The 20,990-nt window shown below is 57.8% G+C and carries 18 protein-coding genes; 13 read left to right on the forward strand and 5 right to left on the reverse strand.

Features of this window, described 5'->3' with window-relative positions:
* The first annotated feature begins 115 nt into the window (after positions 1-115).
* The 4 genes from era to acpS all read left to right on the forward strand — a co-directional run bounded on the left by era (position 116) and on the right by acpS (position 2,938).
* Positions 116-1,021, forward strand: coding sequence for a GTPase Era (era, locus tag ABIB18_RS18335; protein ID WP_031376278.1), 906 nt, complete (start codon positions 116-118; stop codon positions 1,019-1,021).
* 4 nt (positions 1,022-1,025) lie between these two features.
* Positions 1,026-1,754, forward strand: a complete 729-nt coding sequence (gene recO / locus ABIB18_RS18340) for a DNA repair protein RecO (protein WP_031376277.1) — start codon at positions 1,026-1,028, stop codon at positions 1,752-1,754.
* Positions 1,755-1,826: 72 nt separating this feature from the next.
* On the forward strand, positions 1,827-2,558 hold the full coding sequence (gene pdxJ, locus ABIB18_RS18345; protein WP_279809785.1) for a pyridoxine 5'-phosphate synthase: 732 nt from the start codon (positions 1,827-1,829) through the stop codon (positions 2,556-2,558).
* Positions 2,558-2,938 (forward strand): holo-ACP synthase, encoded by a 381-nt coding sequence (gene acpS / locus ABIB18_RS18350; protein WP_031376275.1) that lies wholly within the window; start codon positions 2,558-2,560, stop codon positions 2,936-2,938. Before pdxJ ends, acpS begins: the two co-directional genes overlap by 1 nt.
* Here acpS and ABIB18_RS18355 read toward each other — a convergent pair.
* Positions 2,935-3,183, reverse strand: a complete 249-nt coding sequence (locus ABIB18_RS18355; RefSeq protein WP_031376274.1) for a YfhL family 4Fe-4S dicluster ferredoxin — start codon at positions 3,181-3,183, stop codon at positions 2,935-2,937. The genes acpS and ABIB18_RS18355 overlap by 4 nt on opposite strands.
* Positions 3,184-3,238: 55 nt before the next feature.
* Positions 3,239-4,078: a MurR/RpiR family transcriptional regulator gene (locus ABIB18_RS18360; RefSeq protein ID WP_031376273.1), complete on the reverse strand. Its 840-nt coding sequence runs from the start codon at positions 4,076-4,078 to the stop codon at positions 3,239-3,241.
* A gap of 154 nt (positions 4,079-4,232) precedes the next feature.
* Between ABIB18_RS18360 and yfhb the strand changes: the two genes are divergently transcribed.
* Positions 4,233-4,871 carry a phosphatidylglycerophosphatase C gene (yfhb, locus tag ABIB18_RS18365; protein ID WP_031376272.1) on the forward strand — a complete coding sequence of 213 codons (639 nt, stop codon included), beginning with the start codon at positions 4,233-4,235 and terminating at the stop codon, positions 4,869-4,871.
* A 63-nt stretch (positions 4,872-4,934) separates the two neighbouring features.
* Positions 4,935-5,429, forward strand: coding sequence for a tRNA adenosine(34) deaminase TadA (gene tadA, locus ABIB18_RS18370; RefSeq protein ID WP_031376271.1), 495 nt, complete (start codon positions 4,935-4,937; stop codon positions 5,427-5,429).
* On the opposite strand, the gene mltF is transcribed toward tadA, so the two are convergent.
* The gene (gene mltF / locus ABIB18_RS18375; RefSeq protein ID WP_031376270.1) at positions 5,426-6,883 is read right to left on the reverse strand and encodes a membrane-bound lytic murein transglycosylase MltF; all 1,458 of its coding nucleotides are present in this window, start codon (positions 6,881-6,883) and stop codon (positions 5,426-5,428) included. The two genes, tadA and mltF, sit on opposite strands and share 4 nt — an antisense overlap.
* Before the next feature lie 268 nt (positions 6,884-7,151).
* Here mltF and purL point away from each other — a divergent pair, with 268 nt between their 5' ends.
* The 5 genes from purL to glnB all read left to right on the forward strand — a co-directional run bounded on the left by purL (position 7,152) and on the right by glnB (position 15,513).
* The gene (gene purL / locus ABIB18_RS18380; RefSeq protein ID WP_354475170.1) at positions 7,152-11,042 is read left to right on the forward strand and encodes a phosphoribosylformylglycinamidine synthase; all 3,891 of its coding nucleotides are present in this window, start codon (positions 7,152-7,154) and stop codon (positions 11,040-11,042) included.
* 571 nt (positions 11,043-11,613) lie between these two features.
* Positions 11,614-13,041, forward strand: coding sequence for a sensor histidine kinase (locus ABIB18_RS18385; protein ID WP_069728698.1), 1,428 nt, complete (start codon positions 11,614-11,616; stop codon positions 13,039-13,041).
* A gap of 3 nt (positions 13,042-13,044) precedes the next feature.
* Positions 13,045-13,713 (forward strand): two-component system QseEF-associated lipoprotein QseG, encoded by a 669-nt coding sequence (gene qseG, locus ABIB18_RS18390; RefSeq protein WP_089561665.1) that lies wholly within the window; start codon positions 13,045-13,047, stop codon positions 13,711-13,713.
* Positions 13,713-15,047, forward strand: coding sequence for a two-component system response regulator GlrR (glrR, locus tag ABIB18_RS18395; protein ID WP_031376266.1), 1,335 nt, complete (start codon positions 13,713-13,715; stop codon positions 15,045-15,047). Before qseG ends, glrR begins: the two co-directional genes overlap by 1 nt.
* A gap of 127 nt (positions 15,048-15,174) precedes the next feature.
* A complete protein-coding gene (gene glnB / locus ABIB18_RS18400) occupies positions 15,175-15,513 on the forward strand; it encodes a nitrogen regulatory protein P-II (protein ID WP_003848647.1) in 339 nt (112 codons plus the stop codon).
* Between the two features lie 52 nt (positions 15,514-15,565).
* Here the strand turns inward: glnB and hmpA are convergent, their stop codons facing one another.
* Positions 15,566-16,750: an NO-inducible flavohemoprotein gene (gene hmpA, locus ABIB18_RS18405; RefSeq protein ID WP_031376265.1), complete on the reverse strand. Its 1,185-nt coding sequence runs from the start codon at positions 16,748-16,750 to the stop codon at positions 15,566-15,568.
* Positions 16,751-17,095: 345 nt separating this feature from the next.
* Here hmpA and glyA point away from each other — a divergent pair, with 345 nt between their 5' ends.
* Together glyA and ABIB18_RS18415 are read left to right on the forward strand one after the other, a co-directional pair.
* A complete protein-coding gene (gene glyA / locus ABIB18_RS18410; protein ID WP_354475173.1) occupies positions 17,096-18,349 on the forward strand; it encodes a serine hydroxymethyltransferase in 1,254 nt (417 codons plus the stop codon).
* Positions 18,350-18,477: 128 nt separating this feature from the next.
* Positions 18,478-19,626 (forward strand): 3-phenylpropionate MFS transporter, encoded by a 1,149-nt coding sequence (locus ABIB18_RS18415; protein ID WP_031376263.1) that lies wholly within the window; start codon positions 18,478-18,480, stop codon positions 19,624-19,626.
* Here ABIB18_RS18415 and csiE read toward each other — a convergent pair.
* Positions 19,608-20,876, reverse strand: coding sequence for a stationary phase inducible protein CsiE (gene csiE, locus ABIB18_RS18420; protein WP_354475175.1), 1,269 nt, complete (start codon positions 20,874-20,876; stop codon positions 19,608-19,610). The two genes, ABIB18_RS18415 and csiE, sit on opposite strands and share 19 nt — an antisense overlap.
* Between the last annotated feature and the right edge of the window lie 114 nt (positions 20,877-20,990).

Genomic DNA, 20,990 nt, shown 5'->3' on the forward strand with positions numbered 1-20,990 from the left:
ATATCATGACCTGACTGCCTGCTGGCCCTGGCGTCTGAACTGACGCTGAATCAATCATGACCCGAATATGCACTATCCCGGCGCCTGAACAGGCGCTGAATAACTCAGGACTCGAATGAGCGAAAACGTAACTTATTGCGGCTTTGTCGCGATTGTCGGCCGACCTAACGTCGGCAAATCCACTTTACTGAACCAGTTGCTGGGGCAGAAGGTGTCGATCACCTCGCGTAAGCCGCAAACCACGCGCCACCGCATCATGGGCATCCATACCGAAGGCGCCTATCAGGCGATCTACGTCGATACGCCCGGCCTGCACATGGAAGAGAAACGCGCGATTAACCGTCTGATGAACCGCGCCGCCAGCAGCTCAATTGGCGACGTGGAACTGGTGATCTTCGTGGTTGAAGGCACCCGCTGGACGCCGGATGATGAAATGGTGTTAGGCAAACTGCGCGACGGCAAAGTGCCGGTGGTGCTGGCGATCAACAAAGTCGATAACATCCAGGACAAGAGTATTCTGCTGCCGCACCTGCAGTTCCTGAGCCAGCAGATGAACTTCCTCGATATCGTACCGATCTCGGCGGAAAGCGGAAAGAACGTCGATACCATTGCGGCGATTACCCGTAAACATCTGCGCCAGGCCGATCACCACTTCCCGGAAGATTACATCACTGACCGTTCACAGCGCTTTATGGCGTCGGAGATTATCCGTGAGAAGCTGATGCGTTTCCTCGGTGCTGAACTGCCTTACTCGGTGACGGTAGAAATTGAACGCTTCGTCTCTAACGAACGCGGCGGCTACGACATCAATGGCCTGATTCTGGTTGAGCGTGAAGGTCAGAAGAAGATGGTGATTGGTAACAAAGGCAGCAAGATCAAAACTATCGGCATTGAAGCGCGTAAAGACATGGAAGATATGTTCGAAGCGAAAGTGCATCTCGAACTGTGGGTTAAAGTGAAATCGGGCTGGGCGGACGACGAACGTGCGCTGCGCAGCCTGGGTTACACAGACGATCTCTGATTCGATGGAAGGCTGGCAACGCGCCTTTGTGCTGCATAGTCGTCCCTTCAGTGAGACCAGTCTGCTGCTCGACCTGTTCAGCGAAAGTGAAGGGCGGGTGCGGGTACTGGCGAAAGGGGCGCGTTCACGGCGCTCCCAGCTGAAAGGGGCGTTACAGCCTTTTACCCCACTGCTGGTTCGCTGGAGCGGGCGGGGCGAGGTCAAAACCCTGCGCAATGCCGAAGCGGTATCGCTGGCGTTACCGCTCAGCGGTATCACGCTTTACTGCGGCCTGTACGTCAACGAGCTGATATCCCGCGTACTGGAGCAGGAATTCCCGTTCTCCGATCTGTTCTTCGATTATCTTAACTGTCTGCAAAGCTTAGCCTCATCTCAGGGCTCGCCAGAACCGGCCCTACGCCGCTTTGAACTGGCGCTGCTCGGCCATCTTGGCTACGGCGTCGATTTCCTGCACTGTGCCGGCAGTGGCGAGCCGGTCAGCGACGAGATGACCTACAGCTACCGCGAAGAGCGCGGCTTTATCGCCAGCCTGGTGCTGAATCAACGCAGCTTCACCGGTCGCCAGCTGCGCGCCCTGTGTGAGCGCGAGTTCCCTGATGCCGACAGCCTGCGAGCCGCTAAGCGGTTCACCCGTATCGCCCTGAAACCTTACCTTGGCGGTAAGCCGCTCAAGAGTCAGGAACTGTTTCGTCAGTTTATCCCGAAGAAAAAAACCGACGAAGCCGCTGAATAGCGCTGGTCGTACCGCTTGCCGGATGCAACGCGGTACACTCAACATTACGACAAACAAGAAGTGAGGATGGTCATGTCTGAGTTGCTGTTAGGCGTCAATATCGATCACATTGCCACGGTACGTAACGCGCGCGGGACAAACTATCCCGATCCGGTGCAGGCGGCGTTTATCGCTGAGCAGGCGGGCGCGGATGGCATTACCGTGCATCTGCGCGAGGATCGCCGTCATATCACCGATCGTGATGTGCGTATTCTGCGTGACACCATCCAGACGCGGATGAATCTGGAGATGGCGGTTACCGATGAGATGATTGGCATCGCCTGCGATATCAAACCGCATTTCTGCTGTCTGGTTCCGGAAAAGCGTCAGGAAGTGACCACCGAAGGCGGACTGGACGTGGCGGGCCAGCAGGACAAGCTGAATGCGGCGGTCAAGCTGCTGAGTGAAGCGGGAATTCTGGTCTCACTGTTCATTGATGCCGATCACCGCCAGATTGAAGCGGCGGTGGCCAGCGGAGCGCCGTATATCGAAATTCATACCGGTGCCTACGCTGAAGCCCCGGAAGGCCTGGCACGCGATGCAGAACTGGCACGCATCCGTCAGGCGGCTACCTTCGCGGCCAGCCTTGGTCTGAAGGTCAACGCCGGCCACGGTCTGACCTATCACAACGTGCTGCCGATTGCCGCGCTGCCGGAAATGCATGAGTTGAACATTGGTCATGCGATTATTGGCCGTGCGGTGATGAGCGGATTGCCTGACGCAGTCCGGGAGATGAAGCAGCTGCTGCGTGAAGCGCGTCGCTGATGGCAATTCTCGGGCTGGGTACCGACATCGTTGAAATCGAGCGTATCGCCGGGGTGATTGAGCGCTCCGGCGATCGACTGGCGCGGCGGGTATTGAGCGAAGCGGAATGGCAGCAATATCAGGCGCACCAGCAGCCGGTGCGCTTTCTCGCCAAGCGTTTTGCCGTCAAAGAGGCGGCGGCCAAGGCATTTGGCACCGGCATTCGTGGCGGTCTGGCCTTTAATCAGTTTGAGGTTTATAACGATGCGCTGGGAAAACCGGGGTTACGTTTTTTCCAGCATGCGGATGAACTGGCACAGCGACTGGGCGTGAAAAGCGTTCACGTGACGCTGGCTGACGAACGTCATTACGCCTGCGCCACGGTGATTATCGAAAGCTAACCGTGCAGCACCACAAACTTATCCCACAGCGCATCGCGTGATTCGGTGTGCTGTGGATCAGTAATAATGGTGTTATCGATCGGGCAAACCCGCTGACAGGTTGGCTCATCATAATGCCCGATGCACTCGGTGCAGCGGCTGACGTCAATTTCATAAATCGCATCACCCAGCGAGATGGCCTGGTTCGGGCATTCCGGTTCGCACATATCGCAGTTAATGCATTTGGCCGTGATCAACAGCGCCATTTTTCCCACCTGGTTACAACAGAAAAAGCGCGGCTATTATACGCCCTCCGGCTGATCAGACCAGCTTTTTCACCAGCGCTTCGCTGTGCCGGATATGGCTGGAGGCGCGTTCCGGATCGTTTTGCACCAGCGCCATAAACAGCAGGTCAGTCAGCGCCAGCTGGGCGGTGGTCGAGGAGATCGCTGCGCTGCGGGTGCTTTGCTCTTCCGCCACGGTATAGAGACACTGGCTGGCGCTCTGTTGCAGGGTATTCGGGGTGAAGCCGGTAAAGGCCACCACGTCGGCACCTACCTGGGCGGCTTCCTGCGCGGCCAGATTGATCTCACGCCGCTCACCGGTATAAGAGATGGCGAGCAGCACATCGCCCGGCCCCATCGCCTGTACGCTGGCCAGCAGGGCGTGCATATCCTGCTCGGCGACCGCATTGATCCCGATTTTCATCAGCTTCCATGAAAAATCTTTTGCCACCAGCCCGGAAGCACCAATTCCCACCAGCAGGATGCGCCGGGCATTCTTCAGCAGCTGCAACACCTCGTTGAGCTTCTCTTCGCTGTTGATATCCAGCGTGGCGCGAATCGCCGACAGCTTTTCAGCCAGCAACTTTTCTCCCACCATTTTGAGCGGGTCATCGCTGAGAATATGGTTATGCACGGTAATCGCATCCTTGTCGGCCAGTGACTCACTCAGGGCCAGTTTCAGCGCCGGAAACCCTTTATAGCCCAGCTTCTGGGCGAACTTGACCACGCTCGACTGACTGACGCCTGACTCCTCCGCCAGCTTTTGCGAACTCAGATGACGGGCCCGATCGGGTTGTGACAGCAGAAAATCAGCCAGCCGGCGTTCGTTTAGCGCCAGACGGGGATAAAGCTGGCGAATGCGCAGCAATGAACTCATGCCCAATCCTCATGATTCAGGAGTAATTTGCGAAGAATAAACTATTCATCTGGCATTGTAGTCATCGGAATTAAAAATGACAGCCATCGCCGTGCCGCCTGATGATGGCTACAATAGAGTCTATTGGCGCAAAATCAGCGAAAAGGAGAGTTGTTTGACCAAGGGTACACAACGTCGCATCGTATTTTTCGACCTGGACGGCACGCTGCATCAGCAGGATATGTTTGGCACCTTTATGCGTTATCTGCTGCGACGCCGGCCGCTGAATCTGCTGCTGGTGGTCCCGTTGCTGCCGGTGGTGGGGCTCGGATTGCTGTTCAAAGGCCGGGCGGCACGCTGGCCGATGAGCCTGTTGCTGTGGTCGATCACCTTTGGTCATTCAGAGCGAACCTTGCTGCGTCTAGAAGCTGAATTCGCGCAATGGTTTCGCCTGCGGGTGAAAGCGTTCCCGGTGGTGCAACAGCGCCTGACTGACTATCTCGGCAGCGATGACGCCGATGTCTGGCTGATTACCGGCTCACCACAGTCGCTGGTCGAACAGGTCTATTACGACTCGGCTTTTCTGCCGCGGGTGAAAATGATTGCCAGCCAGATGCAGCGCGGCTGGGGCGGTCGGGTGCTGGCGATGCGCTGTCTCGGCCATGAAAAAGTGGCGCAGCTGGAGGAGAAAATCGGCACGCCGCTGCAGCTTTACAGCGGGTACAGCGACAGCAAGCAGGATAACCCGCTGCTGTTTTTCTGCCAGCATCGCTGGCGTGTCACGCCGGCGGGCGAACTGCAACAGCTGGAATAAGTTTCACCCGCGACCGCGAGACCGCTATAATGCGCCGCTTTTCTGTTGCCGGGAGTGGCCTGCATGAATCAACAACGCGATGAATACTGGATGCGCCACGCCCTCGGCCTGGCGCGATTAGCCTGGGAGCAGGGCGAAGTGCCGGTCGGCGCGGTGCTGGTACAGGATGAGCGGGTGATTGGCGAAGGCTGGAATCGCCCGATTGGTCAGCACGATCCGACCGCCCACGCCGAAATGATGGCGCTGCGACAGGGCGGTAAGGTACTGGAAAACTATCGGCTGCTGAACACCACGCTTTACGTGACGCTGGAACCGTGCGTGATGTGCGCGGGCGCGATGGTGCACAGTCGCATTACCCGGCTGGTGTATGGTGCGCATGATGTCAAAACCGGGGCGGCAGGCTCGCTGCTGGATGTGCTGGGGCATCCCGGCATGAATCATCAGATTGAATTGCACAGCGGCGTGCTGGCAGAAGAGTGTGCCGCCATGCTGAGTGATTTCTTCCGCATGCGGCGCGAGCAGAAAAAAGCGCTGCGTCAGGCGCAACGCCAGAGTTAATTCATGGCGATGTTCGGTTCAACTGCCGGATAGCCTTTTGCCAGTTCCGCTTGCGCAGCCATCTGCTGTGCCAGGCGTTTTTCCTGCTCCTGCAGATACCCCACCAGACTGATCTGATACTTACGGATGTTCTCCACGTAGTTATACGCCTCGTGCCCGCGCGCGTAACCATAGGTGGTCTGGGTGTAGTAACGCTTCTGGCTCAGCATGGGTAGCCGCAGCTTAACGTCCGCCCAGCTATCCGGATTGCCGCCCTGACGCGCCGTCAGTTTACGCACGTCGAGCATGTGGGCATAGCCCATGTTGTAGGCCGCCAGTGCAAACCAGATGCGCTCATCTTCCGGGATAGTTTGCGGCACTTTCTCCATCATATTCTGCAGATACTGACTGCCGCCGCGAATACTCTGCTCAGGATCGGTGCGGTCGCCCACATCGAGGCTCTCAGCGGTATTGCGGGTCAGCATCATCATGCCGCGCACGCCGGTCGGCGAGGTGGCCTGCGGATTCCAGTGCGACTCCTGATAAGAGATGGCTGCCAGCAGGCGCCAGTCGATGCCGGAGGCATACTTCTCAAACAGCGGCTTGATGTCGGGCAGGGTACTGTCGATGGCGCGCAGGAAAGTGCGGGTATCGACATAGTCAAAGGTACCTACGTGACCGAGATATTTCTCCTCCAGTCGCGCCATTGCGCCTTCTTCACCCATGCCGTTAAAGAAGTCGAGCATCGCCGCATTCAGGCTGTCATCGTCGCTGTGCTTCATGTACCAGGTCACCGGCTCTTCATCGGTGACGTCAAACGCCACTGCCAGCTGCGGATAGATGCGTTGCAGCAGGGCGATCGTCACCGAGTCGCCGATGGTGTAGTCGAGTTTGCCATCCGCCACTGCTTCCAGCAGCGCTTTCGGGCTTTGATCGGTGGAGATCGCCCAGTCCAGATCGGGGAACTGATTAGAGCGGGCGCTTTTCAGGCTGGAGAGGTACGCCGATCCCGAGGCGACCGTCAGCCGCCCCTTGAGATCACCGAGGTTTTTCGGGCGTGGCTTATCCACGCGATACACCAGCTGTTGCGAAACGTTGTAGTAGCCGGGCCCGGTCCGATACCGCGCCAGGCGTTCGCTGTTATAATTCAGGCCCGCCGCCAGCACATCCGCTTTCCCTTCATCAAGATCGTCAAACAGGTCACTCAGGTTCGGGCGGACCGTCACCTTCAGTTTAACGCCCAGATAATCGGCGAAGCGTTTTGCCAGCTCGTAGTCCATACCGGCCGGGGCCTGATTTATGGTGTAGTAAGTCAGCGGGGAATTGATGGTACTGACACGCAATACTCCCCGTGATTTAATCTGTGAAATCGTATCCTGCCCACCGCCGTACCACGGGATGGACGGCCACAATGCCATCGCTAACAGCACGGCGACCAGACCGATAAACAGATAATTAAATTTTAGGCGTTTCAAATAGTTATCTCTCGCTGGCTCTAAGGCCTCTGTCTTTTAAAGGCAGTATTTGTCTTCTTTGAACTCCCAGAGCGAGGGGCATTTTGCGCAACAAAGCGAAGCTGAGCAACTCATATAGCAGGTTTTGCGCAAATTTCAGGCAAATCCGGTGGGCCATAAATTTTGCGCAAACGGTTTCGTCGCGAGGGCGCTTTCTCTATAATACGCCCCGTTTTCCCCTGTTGCGCCCAATGAAGCGTCGCCCGGCGTTTCGAAGACGAGAGATCTTATGATGGAAATTCTGCGTGGTTCGCCCGCCCTGTCGGCATTTCGTGTAAACAAACTGCTGACCCGCTTTCAGGACGCTCACCTGCCGGTGAGTGATATTTACGCTGAGTACGTCCATTTTGCCGATGTCAGCGCGCCACTGAGCGCCGACCAACAGACCCGTTTACAGCGTCTGCTGAAATATGGTCCTTCTCTCGCTGAACATGCGCCACAAGGGCGTCTGCTGCTGGTGACACCGCGTCCTGGCACCATCTCACCATGGTCATCGAAAGCCACCGACATTGCTCACAACTGCGATCTGCCGCAGGTCCGTCGCCTGGAGCGCGGTCTGGCATTTTACGTGCAGGCCCCTCAGTTAACCGAGGCGCAGTGGCAATTGCTTGGCGCGCTGCTGCATGATCGCATGATGGAGACGGTCTACAGTGATCTGGCGCAAGCTGAGCAGCTGTTCGCTCACCACTCACCGCAGCCGGTAAAAAGTGTCGATGTGCTGGGTGAGGGCCGTCAGGCGCTGGTCCAGGCTAACCTCTCGCTGGGTCTGGCGCTGGCAGACGATGAAATTGATTACCTGCTGGCGGCGTTCACCCGCCTGGGCCGCAATCCGAACGACATCGAACTCTATATGTTCGCTCAGGCTAACTCTGAGCACTGTCGCCACAAGATCTTCAACGCCGACTGGATTATTGATGGCGAGAAGCAGCCGAAATCGCTGTTTAAGATGATCAAAAATACCATGGAGCAGACGCCGGATTACGTGCTGTCTGCTTACAAAGACAACGCTGCGGTGATGGAAGGGTCCGACGTCGGCCGTTTCTTCGCTGATGCGGCAGAAAGCGAATACCGCTGGCATCAGGAAGCGGCACATATCCTGATGAAAGTTGAGACGCACAACCACCCCACGGCGATTTCACCGTGGCCTGGCGCGGCAACCGGCTCCGGTGGCGAAATCCGTGACGAAGGGGCAACCGGACGCGGCGCCAAGCCGAAAGCTGGCCTGGTCGGGTTCTCGGTGTCGAACCTGCGTATTCCTGGCTTCGAGCAGCCGTGGGAAGAGGATTTCGGCAAGCCGGACCGCATCGTCAGCGCGCTGGAGATCATGACCGATGGCCCACTGGGCGGCGCGGCATTTAACAATGAATTTGGTCGTCCGGCACTGAACGGTTACTTCCGTACCTATGAAGAGCAGGTTACCAGCCACAATGGCACCGAGCTGCGCGGCTACCACAAGCCGATCATGCTGGCGGGCGGCATTGGCAATATCCGTGCTGACCACGTGCAGAAAGGTGAAATCACCGTCGGCGCTAAGCTGGTGGTGCTGGGCGGTCCGGCGATGAACATCGGTCTGGGCGGCGGTGCCGCCTCCTCAATGGCGTCGGGCCAGTCTGATGCCGATCTCGACTTCGCCTCGGTACAGCGTGACAACCCGGAAATGGAACGTCGTTGCCAGGAAGTGATCGATCGCTGCTGGCAGCTGGGCGATGACAACCCGATTCTGTTCATTCATGACGTGGGCGCGGGCGGTCTGTCGAATGCGATGCCTGAGCTGGTCAGCGATGGCGGCCGCGGTGGTCAGTTTAACCTGCGCGATATCCTCAACGATGAGCCGGGCATGAGTCCGCTGGAAGTGTGGTGCAACGAATCACAGGAACGTTATGTGATGGCGGTGGCACCCGAGAAGCTGGCAGAGTTCGAAGCGATTTGCCAGCGTGAGCGCGCACCGTTTGCGGTAATCGGTGAAGCCACCGAAGAGCTGCATCTGAGCCTGAGCGACAGCCATTTCGACAATAAACCGATCGACATGCCGCTTGACGTGCTGCTGGGCAAAACGCCGAAGATGACGCGTGACGTGGTGACGCAGCAGGCGCAGGGCAATGAACTGCAGCGTGATGGCATCACCCTGGTGGATGCGGTCAATCGCGTGCTGCATCTGCCCGCCGTGGCGGAGAAAACCTTCCTGATCACCATTGGTGACCGCAGCGTGACCGGCATGGTTGCGCGCGACCAGATGGTCGGGCCGTGGCAGATCCCGGTCGCCAACTGCGCCGTGACCACCGCCAGCCTCGACAGCTATCACGGTGAAGCCTTTGCGCTGGGCGAACGTGCGCCGGTTGCGCTGCTCGATTTCGCCGCCTCCGGCCGTCTGGCGGTGGGTGAAGCGCTGACTAACCTCGCGGCCACCTCTATCGGCTCGCTGAAACGCGTCAAACTGTCGGCTAACTGGATGTCGGCTGCCGGTCATCCGGGCGAAGACGCCGGTCTGTACGCCGCGGTAAAAGCGGTCGGCGAAGAGCTTTGTCCGGCGCTGGGCATCACCATCCCGGTCGGTAAAGATTCGATGTCGATGAAAACCCGCTGGCAGGAAGGCAACCAACAGCGTGAAATGACGTCGCCACTGTCGCTGGTGATCACCGCGTTTGCGCGGGTTGAAGATGTGCGTCGCACCGTCACGCCGCAGCTGCAGCCCGAACGGGAAAACCTGCTGCTGCTGATCGACCTCGGTAACGGGGCCAATACCCTCGGCGCTACGGCGCTGTCACAGGTTTATCGTCAACTGGGCGACAAGCCAGCCGATGTGCGTGATGCCAGCCAGCTGGCGGGCTTCTTCAATGCGATGCAGGCGCTGGTGGCGCAGCAGAAACTGCTGGCCTACCACGATCGTTCCGACGGTGGCCTGTTAGTGACGCTGGCAGAAATGGCCTTTGCCGGCCACTGCGGTGTTGAAGTTGATATCGCGGCGCTGGGCAATGACCCACTGGCCGCCTTATTTACCGAAGAGCTGGGCGCGGTGATTCAGATTAACGCTGCCGATCGCGCGGCGGTAGAGCAAATTCTGGCCGATCACGGTCTGGCAGACTGTAGTCATCTGCTGGGTCATGCTCAGCCAGGCGACCGCTTTGTGATTCGTTCGGGCGACAGCGCGGTTTACAGCGAAAGCCGGACTACGCTGCGCACCTGGTGGGCAGAAACCACCTGGCAGATGCAGCGCCTGCGTGATAACCCGGCCTGCGCCGATCAGGAACACCAGGCGAAAAAGAACGACAGCGATCCGGGCCTCAACGTTACGCTGACCTTCAATCCGCAGGAAGATGTCGCAGCCCCGATGATCGCCACTGGCGCGCGTCCACGGGTTGCGGTGCTGCGTGAGCAGGGCGTCAACTCGCACGTTGAAATGGCAGCGGCTTTTGACCGGGCCGGTTTTACTGCGGTTGATGTGCACATGAGCGACCTGCTGGCCGGACGGCGCGGTCTGGAAGAGTTCCAGGCGCTGGTTGCCTGTGGTGGCTTCTCTTACGGCGACGTGCTGGGCGCGGGCGAAGGCTGGGCAAAATCAATCCTGTTCAACGCTCGGGTACGCGATGAGTTTGAGACCTTCTTCCACCGCCCGCAGACGCTGGCGCTCGGCGTCTGTAACGGTTGTCAGATGATGTCCAACCTGCGTGAACTGATTCCCGGCAGTGACCTGTGGCCACGCTTTGTGCGTAACCAGTCTGAGCGGTTTGAAGCCCGTTTCAGCCTGGTCGAAGTGGCAGCCAGCCCGTCGCTGTTACTGGACGGAATGGCCGGATCGCATATGCCTATCGCGGTTTCCCACGGGGAAGGGTTTGTAGAAGTGCGCGACCCGGCTCATCTGGCCGCACTGGAAGCGAAAGGACTGGTGGCGCTGCGCTTTATCGATAACTTCGGCAAAGTGACAGAAACCTATCCGGCTAACCCGAACGGCTCGCCAAACGGTATCACTGCGGTCACCAACGAAAGCGGCCGCGTCACCATCATGATGCCGCATCCGGAGCGGGTGTTCCGCACCGTCAGCCACTCCTGGCATCCGGCAGAGTGGGGCGAAGACAGCCCGTGGATGCGTATTTTCCGCAACGCACGTAAACAGCTGGGTTAAATCATCCGCTGATAACAACAGGAGGCCACAGCGCCTCCTGTTTTATTTTCAGGCGGCTGTTGGCAAATGGCGACAGCCGTGGCTTAACTGTGTCGCCGTCTGGCGACATTTATCCTGCTGATTTATATCAGCTAGTTTTCCTCTCGTACTGAGTGTTGCTTTCAGGCGACACTTTTACCGGCTTTTGCGGTTCGCTAACGCTGCCGTTAGCCCGGTGAATCTGACAATTAACTGAAAAATATAGTTATTTATTAATTGGCATGAAACTTGCTATACTCCGTGCGCTGCTCATTCACCTGTTTATGATTGCCCCGCACTGCGGAAAAGAGCTCATAAAACCCGAATGACGCACCAAACGGAGCCTGCCGTCCACCTCATCGATAATCGTTTGCTTTGCAACGTTATCAAACGCCGGACGTAACGTTGAGTAAGGCTCCACCCATTGTTCCGCGATGCCGCTGGCGTCGCGTCAACGGCAGGCCAGCGCGCCTGCCGTTTTCTTTTCTGCCTCTTTCTTCCTGCATCAGAGTCCGCTAGCATCCAGACAGCATTTTTCTAAGGAAGCGGCCGCGTGAAAAGATGGCGTTTATTTCCCCGTTCTCTGCGCCAGCTGGTGCTGATGGCGTTTGTGCTGGTGCTGTTACCGCTGCTGGTGCTGGCCTGGCAGGCGTGGGAAAGCCTTTCAGCCCTCAGCGAACAGGCGGCGGATACCAACCGCAATACCTTCACCGACGTGCGCCGCAGCGAGGCGATGGCCCGCACCGCGGTTGAACTGGAGCGCAGCTATCGCCAGTACTGCGTGCTGGATGATGCCTCGCTGGCGCGGCTCTATCAAACGCAGCGTACCCGTTACAGCCAGATGCTGAGCGCCCACAGCGCCAGCCTGCCGGAACTGCCGGCTTTCCAGACGCTGCAAGCCACGCTGCCCCTGCTGACCCAACCGCAGTGCGACAATGGCAATCCGGTGCCGCGCGCCGCCGAGGCGCTGGATCGCTTCTCGGCCACGAATATCCGGATGGTGCAGGATACGCGCGAAGTGGTGTTTTCACGTGGCTTACAGCTACAGCGTGAGATTGCCGATCGCGGCCAGTTCTTTGGCTGGCAGGCGCTGATTCTGTTTATCATCAGCCTGGCGTTAATGATGCTCTTCACCGGCATGATCATCGGGCCGGTTAAGCGCATTGAACGGATGATCAACCGGCTGGGTGAAGGACGCGAACTGGGCAGCAGCGTAGAGCTTCGCGGCCCGCGTGAGCTGCGGTCACTCGGCCAGCGTATCCTCTGGCTGAGTGAGCGACTGGCCTGGCTGGAAACCCAGCGTCATGAATTCCTGCGTCATCTCTCCCATGAATTGAAAACACCTTTAGCCAGCCTGCGCGAAGGCACCGAACTGCTGGCGGATGAAGTGGCCGGATCGCTTAATAGCGAGCAGAAAGAGGTGGTGTCGATTCTGGACAGCAGCAGCCGCCATCTGCAGCGGTTGATTGAGCAACTGCTGGATTACAACCGTAAACTGGCCGATGGCCCGACCCAACTGGAAACGGTCAGGCTGGATGAAATTGTGGCACGGGTGGTCAGCGCGCATGCGCTTTCGGCGCGGACCAAACTGATGCAGACGGTGCTGGATCTCAACGCGACCCGCTGTCTGGCCGAGCCGACGCTATTGATGCGGGTGATCGACAACCTCTATTCGAACGCCGTGAACTACGGCAGCGAATCCGGTACCATCTGGCTGCGCAGTCAGCAGCAGGGCGATCGGATCTGGATCGAGGTTGCCAACAGCGGCACCCCGATTCCGCCGGACGAGCAGAAGATGATATTCGAGCCGTTCTTTCAGGGCAGCCAGCAGCGTAAAGGGCCGGTGAAAGGCAGCGGGCTGGGCCTGAGTATTGCCAAAGATTGTCTGCGCCGGATGCAGGGCGACCTGTCGCTGGTCTCCAGCGATCGCACCGGCGTCTGTTTTCGCATTGAACTGAACACCACAGCCGGGAATGTCTGACTGATGAAATATTTACCCGCTTTGCTGTTGAGCACGCTGACCACGCTGCTGCTCAGCGGATGTACCGCCTCTCCGGCCACCTCATCGCTGCCGTCGGGCCATCCGGTGACGGAACCGGAGGTCAAAATAGCTGATTATCTGGCGACCCGCTGCAGTGATGTGTGGCAGATTGAAAACCACGCGGCGCTGGCTAATCCGCTCTACTGGATGCGCACCATCGACTGTGCAGAACGGTTGTCGCCAGCCGAAGCCCGGGCTGAAGCGCACCGCTGGCCGGCAGACGGCTGGTCACGCGCCTTTAAGCAGGGCGTGTTAATGGCTAACGGCAACGTCACGCCGGTCGAGCGGCGCCAGTATGTCGCCACCCTGGACAGCTACAGCAGTGATTTTCCTGCTCCGGTTCGTCCGCTTATTCAGCTGTGGCGCAGCAATCAGGCGGCGCAACTTGACCTCAGCGAAGCGCGAACCCGTTACGCGCACCTGCAACAAAGCAGTGATGCCCAGCAGGAGACACTCCGGCAGCAGATGATCAGGCAGCAACAGCAGCTGAGTGATACACAGCGTAAGCTGGAGCGATTGACCGACATTGAGCGCCAGCTATCATCCCGCAAAGCGCCGGATGTCTCTGACAGCAGTCACGGCACTGCACTGCCGCAGGACGAGGAGCAATAATGGTTAAACAAGCCGCCCGGCTGCTGCTGGTCGATGACGATCCCAGCCTGCTGAAGCTATTGGGCATGCGTCTCAGCAGCGAAGGTTACCAGGTCACCACGGCCGCCAGCGGCCCGGAAGCGTTGCGTCTGCTGCAGAAAGAAAAAATTGAGCTGGTTATCAGCGATCTGCGGATGGATGAAATGGACGGGCTGGCGCTGTTTGGCGAAATCCAGAAACGCCATATGGGGCTGCCGGTGATTATCCTGACCGCGCACGGCTCGATTCCGGATGCGGTCTCCGCCACCCAACAGGGCGTGTTCAGCTTTCTGACCAAGCCGGTGGATCGTGATGCGCTCTACAAAGCGATTGATGAAGCGCTGGCGCAGCAGGCGCCGATCAGCGATGACCGCTGGCGCGAAGCGATTGTTACCCGCAGCCCGTTGATGCTGCGGCTGCTGGAGCAGGCGCATATGGTGGCGCAGTCTGATGTCAGCGTGCTGATTAACGGGCAGAGCGGTACCGGTAAAGAGATGCTGGCACAGGCCATCCATGCCGCCAGTCCACGTCACGGCAAGCCGTTTATCGCCATCAACTGCGGTGCGCTGCCGGAACAACTGCTGGAGTCTGAGCTGTTTGGTCACGCCAAAGGGGCATTTACCGGCGCGGTGAGCGCCCGTGATGGGCTGTTCAAAGCGGCCGGTGGCGGCACGCTGTTTCTTGATGAGATCGGCGACATGCCACAGGCGCTGCAGGTTAAGCTGCTGCGGGTACTGCAGGAGCGCAAAGTACGGCCGGTCGGCAGCGATCACGACATGGATATCGACGTGCGTATCATTTCCGCCACCCACCGCGATCTGCCTAAGGCGATGGAGAAAAAAGAGTTTCGCGAGGATCTGTTCTATCGCCTCAACGTGGTTAACCTGAAAATTCCGGCGCTGCATCAGCGGACGGAGGATATCCCGCTGCTGGCGAATCATCTGCTGCGTCAGGCGGCGGAACGGCACAAGCCGCAAATCCGCAGTTTTTCTGTCGATGCGATGAAACGCCTGATGGCCGCCAGCTGGCCGGGTAACGTGCGTCAGCTGGTCAACGTGGTTGAGCAGTGTGTGGCGCTCAGCGCGTCACCGGTGATCAGTGATGCGCTGGTGGCGCAGGCGCTGAGCGGTGAAAACAGTGCGTTGCCGACCTTTGTCGAGGCGCGCAATCAGTTCGAGCTGAACTATCTGCGTAAGTTACTGCAGATGACTAAAGGCAATGTGACCCATGCTGCGCGTCTGGCTGGACGCAACCGTACTGAGTTCTATAAGCTGCTGTCTCGTCACGAACTGGACGCCAGCGATTTTAAAGAGTAGCGTGCGCCGCAATCCCGCCAGGGCAAAGCGTGATCCGCATGGCGGATATTCGCTGCCCGGCCGCGCCAGCAACATTTATACTTGATAAACCCTTCCGACCACGGAGGGAGAGAGAAAAGGGTCTGACATGAAAAAGATTGATGCGATTATCAAACCATTCAAACTCGATGATGTACGTGAAGCCTTAGCTGAAGTCGGCATCACCGGCATGACCGTGAGTGAAGTGAAAGGGTTCGGCCGCCAGAAAGGCCATACCGAACTCTATCGTGGCGCAGAGTATATGGTCGACTTTCTGCCGAAAGTAAAAATTGAGATGGTGGTCGGCGACGATATCGTTGATACCTGTGTTGAAACCATCATGCGCACTGCGCAGACCGGTAAAATCGGTGACGGTAAAATCTTTGTCTTTGACGTGGCGCGTGTGGTGCGCATTCGTACGGGCGAAGAGGATGAAGAGGCGATCTGAGTTCGCCGGATTAAAAAAGCCCGCTGCGATGCGGGCTTTTTTTATGGTGCAATCACATGCCTTTATGCGGACCGAACAGTTCGTAATGGATGCGCGCGTCCTCAACGCCAGCATCACGCAGCTGCGCCACCACATGCTGCATAAAGCCCAGTGGACCACACAGGTAGAACTGTGTCTGCGGTGACTGTAAACGTGCCGCCATCGCCGTCACGTCCATCAGGCCCTGCGCATCATAGGCGCCGGCATCCTGCGGGGCAGGCTGACGATACCAGACTTGCGAAACGAAATCGCTGAGCTGTGCGCCGGTCGCTTTTACTTCATCAGCAAAGGCGTGCTGCTCGCCATTTTCCGCGGCGTGCAGCCAGCTTACCGCAGCAGGATGCTGCTGCGCGGCCAGCGCATGCAGCATGGCCAGCATCGGGGTCTGACCGACGCCAGCCGAGATCAGCGCTACCGGCGTTTCAGCCTCAGTCTGCAGGAAGAAGTCACCGTGCGGCGCAGCCAGCTGCACTTCATCGCCCACCTGACCATACTGATGCAGCCAGCCAGAAACCGTGCCTTTGTCCTCACGCTTCACCGCAATGCGGTAATCTTTACCGTTACTCAGGTTGGTCAGGGAATACTGGCGAATCTGATGATGTTCGAAACTGGCGGGCTGCAGGTGCACCGTCAGGTACTGGCCCGGCTCAAACGCGGCCACCGGTCCGCCATCGACCGGCGTAAAAGTGAAGCTTTTGATTACCGCGCTCTGTTGCTCAATCGCGCTGATGCGGAAGGCGCGGGTCCCCCGCCAGCCGCCCGTTTGCTGTTCCGAGGCCTGATAAATCTGCTCTTCACGCTGGATAAACACCTCTGCCAGCACGCCGTAAGCCCGGCCCCAGGCCGCCAGCACCTCTTCACCCGGATCCAGCAGCTCTTTGATAGTTGCCAGTAAATTTTCGCCGACGATGGCGTACTGATCAGGCTGAATATTCAGGCTGGTATGCTTCTGGGCAATTTTTTCCACCGCCGGCAGCAGCACCGCCAGATTTTCCAGGTTGGCACCGTAGGCGCAAATTGCATTAAACAGCGCTTCACGCTGATCGCCATTGCGCTGGTTATTCATGTTGAAGACGTTTTTGAGTTCGGGATGGTGCGACAACATGCGGTCATAAAAGTGGGCGGTGAGTTTCGGACCGCAGGCCGCAATGGCGGGCAGGGTCGATTTAACGGTCGCGATGGTTTGCGCATCAAGCATAGGAGGAACCTCACATGTAAAGTTGCATTTTAAATACATCTTATAGCCATGCCGGCTGCGCTGTAAATAACCGCTTTAACTTTCTGATCGCCTGGCAAGCCGCGTATGGCCGCTGGATGAGGAAATCTCCGTCACATCCTGAAGAAAAATCGTGGCGCAGTCTGACCAGAAAAAAGCGTAAAAATCCCGTGCCGCTGCATAGCCAATCGTTTGCGTAAAAAGAGGGGATTCACCCTACCTTCACCTGATAAAACGGTTTACACTGTGGGCCTTCGCCCCGGTGGGCCTTCGCCCCGGTGGGGCTTAAACTGCCGTTAAAAAAGTTAGCTGAGTCAGGAGATGCGGATGTTAAAGCGTGATATGAACATTGCCGATTATGATGCCGAGTTGTGGCAGGCGATGGAGCAAGAGAAAGTGCGTCAGGAAGAGCACATCGAACTGATTGCTTCTGAAAACTACACCAGCCCGCGCGTTATGCAGGCGCAAGGTTCGCAGCTCACCAACAAATACGCCGAAGGCTATCCAGGCAAACGCTACTACGGCGGTTGTGAATATGTTGATATCGTTGAGCAATTAGCGATTGACCGCGCTAAACAGCTGTTTGGCGCTGATTACGCTAACGTGCAGCCACATTCAGGTTCTCAGGCGAACTTCGCGGTTTATACCGCGCTGCTGCAGCCGGGCGATACCATCCTTGGCATGAACCTGGCCCACGGCGGACACCTGACCCACGGCTCACCGGTTAACCTTTCTGGCAAACTCTACAACGTAGTCGCTTACGGCATCGATGAAACCGGCAAGATCGACTACGACGAGCTGGCTGAACTGGCCAAAACGCATAAGCCAAAAATGATTGTCGGCGGTTTCTCTGCCTATTCCGGCGTATGTGACTGGGCAAAAATGCGTGAAATCGCCGATAGCGTGGGCGCATGGCTGTTCGTTGATATGGCGCACGTTGCCGGTCTGATTGCCGCTGACGTCTACCCAAGCCCGGTGCCGCATGCGCACATCGTGACCTCGACCACCCACAAAACGCTGGCGGGTCCGCGCGGCGGGATCATCCTGGCGAAAAACGGTGACGAAGAGCTGTATAAAAAACTGAACTCCGCAGTGTTCCCGGGTGGACAGGGCGGTCCTCTGATGCACGTGATCGCCGGTAAAGCGGTGGCGTTCAGAGAGGCGATGGAGCCGGAATTCAAAACCTATCAGCAGCAGGTCGCGAAAAATGCCAAAGCGATGGTCGAGGTGCTGATCGCACGCGGCTACAACATCGTCTCTGGCGGCACCCATAACCATCTGTTCCTGATCGATCTGGTGAGCAAAAACCTGACCGGTAAAGAAGCCGATGCGGCGCTGGGCCGTGCTAACATCACGGTAAATAAAAACAGCGTCCCGAACGATCCGAAGAGCCCGTTTGTCACCTCGGGTATTCGTATCGGTACGCCAGCCGTTACGCGTCGTGGCTTCAACGAAGCGGACGTACGTGAACTGGCGGGCTGGATTGCTGACGTGCTGGATAATATCAACGACGAAGCGACCATTGAGCGCACCAAACAGAAAGTGCTGGAAATCTGCAGCCGTCTGCCGGTCTATGCTTAAGCGTTAACTTGTTGTGTAACCGCATAAAAAGGATGGCATCAGCCATCCTTTTTTATTGCCTGAGGTGCGGCGCTCTGCCAGAGTAGCGCCGACTCTTGCTGCCAGGCAGCACACTTGCTGGAGGGAATATGGCAATCGGCTCCGCCAGATGGCTCGGATTGGGCTACTTCACTTACTTCTTCTGTTACGGCATCTACCTGCCTTTCTGGGGCGTATGGCTCAAAGGCACCGGCCTTGATGCGGAAAAAATCGGTCTGCTGCTGGGGTGTGGCATGGTGGCGCGCTTTGTCGGCAGCCTGCTTATCGCCTCGCAGGTAAAAAATCCGGCACAGTTAATTACCGCACTTCGCCTGCTGGCGCTGATGACCTGCCTGTTTGCCATTGGCTACTGGGTCGGGCAGCAGTGGATGTGGCTGCTGGCGGTGATGATTGGCTTTAACCTGTTTTTCTCGCCGCTGGTGCCGCTCAGTGATGCGCTTGCCGCCACCTGGACGCAGCAGATTGGCCTGGCTTACGGTCCGGTACGGCTGTGGGGATCGCTGGCATTTGTGATCAGTTCGGCGCTGACCGGGGTGCTGGTCAGCGCTTACTCTTCGCAGGCAATTTTGTTGTTACTGTCGGTGGGGGCGCTCAGCATGCTGGCCGGGATGATGCTCACCCCAGCCACCCATCCGCAGGGGAATGAGCGGCAGGGCGCAACAGGCGGTGGCTGGCCGGTCTGGCGTGACCTGCTGCGTGAGAATGCGGTCTGGCGTTTTATGCTGTGCGTGACGCTGCTGCAGGGGGCGCATGCCGCCTATTACGGCTTCAGTGCTATCTGGTGGCAGGAGAGCGGCTATTCGGCCTCAACGGTGGGCTATCTCTGGTCGCTGGGCGTGGTGGCGGAGATTATTATTTTTGCGCTCAGCAATCGCCTGTTTCGTCGCTGGAGCGCGCGCGATTTGCTGCTGCTATCGGGTATCTGCGCACTGATCCGCTGGAGCCTGCTGGGTGCCAGCACCGCGCTGCCGCTGCTGATTGTGGCGCAGATTCTGCACTGCGGCAGCTTCACCGTCTGCCATCTGGCGGCGATGCGCTTTATTGCTGCCCGTCAGGGCGCTGAGGTGATCCGGTTGCAATCGCTCTATTCCGCGCTGGCAATGGGCGGCGGAATCGCAGTGATGACCATGATTTGCGGCGTGCTGTTTACCCATCTGCAGGGGCATCTGTTTTGGGTGATGGCGTTAGTTGCGCTGCCTGCGCTGTTCCTGCGCCCGCGTTACGACTCGAGCAAATAACGGATACGCTGCTGATGGTGCGCCGTCAGCGGCAGTTCCGCATGTATCAGCGGCGGTAAGTAGAGCGGCAGCGAGGTGGCGTACGGTGAAATAATCAGGTCAACTTCGCGCGGCGCGCCATCGCGCTGGAAACTGCTCACCTGCTGATAGGTAATATTGATCGGCAGCAGGGTGATTTCACGGATCTGCTGCTCGACATCCTGCTCAAGCTGCGGATCTTCGCCGGTTAATATCAGCACCTGCTTCTCCTGCAACGCATTTTCCTGCATCAGCCAGGCACCAAAAATCACCGTAATCAGGCTCACCTCTTCCGGGGTAAAAGCGATCTGGTATTCATATTCAAAAGCGCGCAGCGCCAGCTGGGTGGTGCGTAACAGGCGCGGATAGAGTCGGCTGACATCCAGCGCCACGCTGTTGTCGATGCCGATGGTAAAGTGGGTGCGATCCAGCGCCTGCGCCAGATGGGTATAGAGCTGCTGCAGCAGATCGGCGCGGTCAGCAAAGGTCACCGCAGCACACTGCTCAAAATCGGCAATCAGCTGTACCGTCGCCGCCATTAATCGCTGCTCGCAGGGATGCTTTGCCCGATCGGCCTGCGGGGTATGGATCAGGCTGAACAGCAGCGTCCAGAAATCCGTTTCGCTGATGTGCGGTGCCAGATGGCAGCGTTTGCGCCAGTGATGAATGACATCCTCAGCCGCCTGGCGTTCTGCCTTATGTTGCAGCCAGACGCGCTGCGGATCGCTGAACAGCGCGGGTTGACGCTGGCACAGCCCATACTTCATAAAAATCTGTAAAAACAGCCGATCCCGTTCGCTAAAATCGCGACCCAGTCGCAGTCCGCAGTGCTGAATTAACGCCTGCAGGTTAGTCTCATCGTAGAGCGCTTTCTCAATCTTCATGACCTTCAGACGCTGACGCAGTGGGGCGGCAAAATGCTCACAGACAAAGGTCTGCGACAAACGCAAACTGCGTCGCAGGTTGTGCAGCAAACAGAGGCGCCGATCCAACTCTGTACCATGAAGACGAAAGCTGCCATCCACCATCTGGTGCAGTTCCAGCCGGTGATATCGCTGTATCTCGTCACCCACTTCCGCGATATCCTGTCGGGCAACCGCAGGATCAACGCCATTTAACTGGCAGACTTTTTCAAGCGTAAGCGCGGGAGTCGGCAGAAATAACAGTAATAAAAGATGGCACTGTCGCTGTGAACGGGTGAAGAGTGGTGCCAAAGGGGTAGCAGAACTCATCAATCAGATTTCCAGCAGGCTAATTTGAGCTAAGAATAGCCAACCCCGTCAGTCCCGGAAGCTGTCAGGCGGTTTTTTTAGTCAGAGGTTTAAGGCGGGTCACAAAATTTTGTT

Origin of the sequence: Pantoea sp. UYEF8, from assembly GCF_040546285.1 — a bacterium.
In the GTDB taxonomy this organism is placed as follows: Bacteria; Pseudomonadota; Gammaproteobacteria; order Enterobacterales; family Enterobacteriaceae; genus Pantoea; species Pantoea brenneri.

Coding starts and splice junctions, on each gene's coding strand:
- era (WP_031376278.1), top strand. CDS start 116: ATGAGCGAAAACGTAACTTATTGCGGCTTTGTCGCGATTGTCGGCCGA.
- recO (WP_031376277.1), top strand. CDS start 1,026: ATGGAAGGCTGGCAACGCGCCTTTGTGCTGCATAGTCGTCCCTTCAGT.
- pdxJ (WP_279809785.1), top strand. CDS start 1,827: ATGTCTGAGTTGCTGTTAGGCGTCAATATCGATCACATTGCCACGGTA.
- acpS (WP_031376275.1), top strand. CDS start 2,558: ATGGCAATTCTCGGGCTGGGTACCGACATCGTTGAAATCGAGCGTATC.
- ABIB18_RS18355 (WP_031376274.1), bottom strand. CDS start 3,183: ATGGCGCTGTTGATCACGGCCAAATGCATTAACTGCGATATGTGCGAA.
- ABIB18_RS18360 (WP_031376273.1), bottom strand. CDS start 4,078: ATGAGTTCATTGCTGCGCATTCGCCAGCTTTATCCCCGTCTGGCGCTA.
- tadA (WP_031376271.1), top strand. CDS start 4,935: ATGAATCAACAACGCGATGAATACTGGATGCGCCACGCCCTCGGCCTG.
- purL (WP_354475170.1), top strand. CDS start 7,152: ATGATGGAAATTCTGCGTGGTTCGCCCGCCCTGTCGGCATTTCGTGTA.
- qseG (WP_089561665.1), top strand. CDS start 13,045: ATGAAATATTTACCCGCTTTGCTGTTGAGCACGCTGACCACGCTGCTG.
- glrR (WP_031376266.1), top strand. CDS start 13,713: ATGGTTAAACAAGCCGCCCGGCTGCTGCTGGTCGATGACGATCCCAGC.
- glnB (WP_003848647.1), top strand. CDS start 15,175: ATGAAAAAGATTGATGCGATTATCAAACCATTCAAACTCGATGATGTA.
- hmpA (WP_031376265.1), bottom strand. CDS start 16,750: ATGCTTGATGCGCAAACCATCGCGACCGTTAAATCGACCCTGCCCGCC.
- glyA (WP_354475173.1), top strand. CDS start 17,096: ATGTTAAAGCGTGATATGAACATTGCCGATTATGATGCCGAGTTGTGG.
- ABIB18_RS18415 (WP_031376263.1), top strand. CDS start 18,478: ATGGCAATCGGCTCCGCCAGATGGCTCGGATTGGGCTACTTCACTTAC.
- csiE (WP_354475175.1), bottom strand. CDS start 20,876: ATGAGTTCTGCTACCCCTTTGGCACCACTCTTCACCCGTTCACAGCGA.